The sequence below is a fragment of the Cytobacillus sp. IB215316 genome, assembly GCF_033963865.1.
GTDB lineage: Bacteria > Bacillota > Bacilli > Bacillales > SM2101 > Nanhaiella > Nanhaiella sioensis.
On the sequence record NZ_JAXBMC010000040.1, the window covers coordinates 1 to 3783 of the forward strand.

Here is a 3783-nt window from a genome sequence, read left to right on the forward strand (position 1 = left end):
AAAGTTATGATTCAACAATACAATGTGGGTATTAGTTACTCCCTTTGCGTTGAGCTGATCTTCCACAATATGGCGCTAATCTGTAACAAGGATTAGTGCTTTTCTTCATCTTAGGGCCATATTGTGGAATAACTTTATATTGCGTAGTAGACTGAATACTGCGCACCAAAGCTCTTCAATATTAAGATTATTCAAGGAGTATTACCGTAATAGGGTTTGGTATAGCTGGGTGGTTATTATTTTTATTTTTGCAAGATTATTTATTAAAGAACTTAAAATTATCGCTTTTCAACTAAAGATAAGTATATTCCATTTGCTGTTCAGTACAACGATACAGTGCAATAGGTACAGTAAAGTAATACTGCACTGGGGGTCAGGCACTTTTCTATTAGAAAGTGAAACATATATTTCTAAAGCTAAAAATAATTCTTTATAAGACAACGTTCTAATTCAAAATTACGCTTCATTCATTGAAGAAACCGTTGACTAATGGTTCATATACTTGAGTTCTCCATTCTTTAAAACCAGCCCAAAGAAGAACACATAAAGAACATAATAGTGAGAGTCCGTCCACAATGTAATGGAAAAGAATTCAACAAACCCAATCTAAAAGTGTTGGCTCAAGCATTAATGAATTTATATTTTGAAAAATGACACTAGAACATTCCACACAACTTGGAGAGCCTTTTTATCGTAAAATAGTAGCCTAATTCGTCTCGTTTTGTAATAATTGGAATGATGATATTGGTAGAGATTGGAGTAATGATAATTGATAAGTAAACGGACAATCCACACTTTTTATGACTTATTAACAGGATATGGAACACTTTCAACCATTCAAAAGCTTTTTGAATGTGAATATATTTTTGAAGCTGAAACTCATGTCTCCACTTTAAGCGGGCAAAGACGCTCACTTGCTGACTCTTATGTTGCTTCACTTGATTTAAAAAACCCTAGTGACTTACGGAAAATGTTCAACGTAATAGAAATGTTTTATCTCGAAAATGAAGAAAATGAATACTTCCAAAATGATACAACTTGGAACCAATTTGTAAAATTGTTGGAACGTGACGGCTATGCTTTTGTAAAGGGTAAGGTTCAATATGAAAATACTACATATATTCCACAAGAGCTTGAGAATTTTACTGTGGAATATAATATTGAACACGTTGAAAATGATTGGAATAGAGCGTTAAGTCAAGCAAAGACTGATCCAGAAGACGCAATCACTGCAACCAGAGCAATGGTTGAAAGTACGTTGAAATGGATACTTGACGATATTGGTGAAGAATATAAAGAAACGGACAATTTGAGCCAATTATACAAGAAGGTTGCTCAATTGCTAAACTTGTCTCCAGATCAACATGGAGCAGAGATTTTCAAGCAAATACTAGGTTCAATAAATGGAGTAGTAACTGGACTTGGAGCTTTGAGAAATGCTTATGGAGACTCACACGGAAAAGGAAAAGTGTATTACAAACCAAGCGAAAGACACGCAAAATTTGCAATCAATTTAAGTGGAACACTTTGCATTTATCTTTTGGAAACATACATGGTTAGTAGAAAGCCTCCTTCGATTTAAGAGATCAAAAATAAGGTGGGGAATTTATGGCAGCAAAAGACGAACATTTAGCCCTCAGTTCTGGAATTGGACTAGCAGGATTCGCTGCTTCAAATTTTTGGGATTATAGTTCACAAGCATTTTTTTGTTTCAAAGACGAAATTATTGAGAGCATTGTTAAACCAAATAAATTGACGGCAGTCCATCACTATTTGTTTTTCTTTCAAGACATTGAAGACGAATTGGACAAAATTTATAAAAACGTCGATGATTTAGAATGGATTTATAATTATATGATAAGAACTCTTGAAGGAGTGAACTTGCAACCAGAAATACCTACATTAAACTTTGCTAGTTGTAGCGACGAATATCATGAAGAATGTAATTGTAGAAAAATCGTTGAACAGTTAATGGAATATATAAATGAACACCAAGACAAAATTAACAAACTGATCGTTCACGCAGCGTTTCAATTTATTTTTCAAGATCGAAAGTTCTTGCATGATTTTCATTTGGAGCTTTCCTCATTTATTGAAGAAAACATGGAAGAAATCGAGGAACAATTTCCAAAGTATGTTACAAATAAGAAACGAATAAAACGAGCTTACTTTCCAAAATGGATGACCGACGCTGTTTTTTATCGAGACAAAGGAACTTGTTCAAATCCAGAGTGTCGTTGTGACCTTTCCAACTTGATCAGACCACAAAATACAAAACATATTGACCATATAGTTCCTTTGGACTTGCATGGCAGTAACGACGCTTCCAACTTTCAATTGTTGTGTGAACCGTGTAACACTTCAAAAGGAGCAAGGTCAACTGCAAGTAGCTCGGTAAATGCCCCATATTGGAATATAGAAAAGTAAAATAAACTGTAAGGAGTGATGAAGCTAATGAGCGAACAAGTTCAATTAAATGTGTGGTTGCCTAAACATAAAAGAAAGCAGTACCTTTCCATTCATAAAAAATTACAAGAAAAGTTTGCTACAACAATGGAGACACTTTTCAATGATATTGAAGGGTCTGCAAACAAATACAAAGAGAAATTGTTTGAAGAGTATGGGACAGCATATGATTATGAAGTAGTTGATCCAAGCGATATATTAGAGAATATTGAAATGGAAACTTACGAATTTTTTAAAGCTGAAAAACTCATGGAATACAATTTTCACTTGTCGTTGTTGGCTTCAACATACCAGATTTTTGAACAACAATTGAGAGGTTTTATTTACTCGGAGCTAAACCATAAATTGAGTCCGATAAGGACAAAAGATGAATTTTCAAAGTTTGGTTTTAATATGGGTCAAATAAAAGAGGCATACGAATTTTTAAATTACGATTTGACAAAGACTTCCCAATGGGAAACGATTGAACTATTAGCTGATCTAGTGAATACATACAAGCATGGTGACGGGCGTTCTGCTAAAAGATTATATAATAAGAACCCAGATTTGTTCTTGAAAGGTTACTTTGGTGACGAGAGACTCATGGACGTTGAGCTAACTACCAATGCTGAGATTGTTTTTGATATTGAGAAAGTTGGTTTTGATAAATACACCACCGCTATTATTGAGTTTTGGGAGGACTTTCCTGAACACATAAATCCAGTTGTCGAAATTGATTAAATGTAAGACTAAAATTTAAAATTTTTAGATTAAAATGCCTGATCCCCGATACAGTGAAGTATTACCACACTGGGGGCAGGTACTTTTTCTAAATTAATTAGCTTATTAGTGGGTTAAAAGTTTTGACAGAGATAATCGGTCCTTGTGCTAAAGGGGGGAATGTTGAACAAGGGTTGGCACTTATAGCTGTATCTTTTATTGCACAGTACAAATATACTATTCAATAGAAAAAGGATATTACACATCTGGCGCAATAATCTAGTATTAGCTACAGGTTCTTGGTTCCCGCTTGGAGAGCGTAAATACAATACGGTAGAACTAATTACTTTTTACAATAGAACAAAGGAACGAGGGATAAAAATGAAGGTATCAATATTAACCAGTGGGTTTCCTATTGGATTTACAGATGATTTCGTTAAATGCATAAAAGAATATTATACTAATAATGGGTCGTTTGTTTTTATTGCATCTGATTTTGCAGGACATTCTAAAACAGATAAATATGCTGATGTAACTTTGAATATGTTTAGTAAAAAAGGTATTGCATTTGATGAAGTTAATGTCATTGATGATAGAATCACAAAAGAAAAGGCAGTA

Annotated in this window: 4 protein-coding genes; all 4 read left to right on the top strand. The window is 33.8% G+C overall.

Features of this window, described 5'->3' with window-relative positions:
• Positions 1 to 769: 769 nt before the first annotated feature.
• On the top strand, positions 770 to 1582 hold the full coding sequence (locus SLH48_RS22075; protein WP_320259891.1) for an abortive infection family protein: 813 nt from the start codon (positions 770 to 772) through the stop codon (positions 1580 to 1582).
• 26 nt (positions 1583 to 1608) lie between these two features.
• Entirely contained in the window at positions 1609 to 2427 is an 819-nt protein-coding gene (locus tag SLH48_RS22080) for an HNH endonuclease signature motif containing protein (RefSeq protein ID WP_320259892.1), read from the top strand.
• 27 nt (positions 2428 to 2454) lie between these two features.
• Positions 2455 to 3186 carry a hypothetical protein gene (locus SLH48_RS22085; protein WP_320259893.1) on the top strand — a complete coding sequence of 244 codons (732 nt, stop codon included), beginning with the start codon at positions 2455 to 2457 and terminating at the stop codon, positions 3184 to 3186.
• A gap of 360 nt (positions 3187 to 3546) precedes the next feature.
• A partial coding sequence (locus tag SLH48_RS22090; RefSeq protein WP_320259894.1) for a hypothetical protein occupies positions 3547 to 3783 on the top strand: 237 nt, incomplete at its 3' end.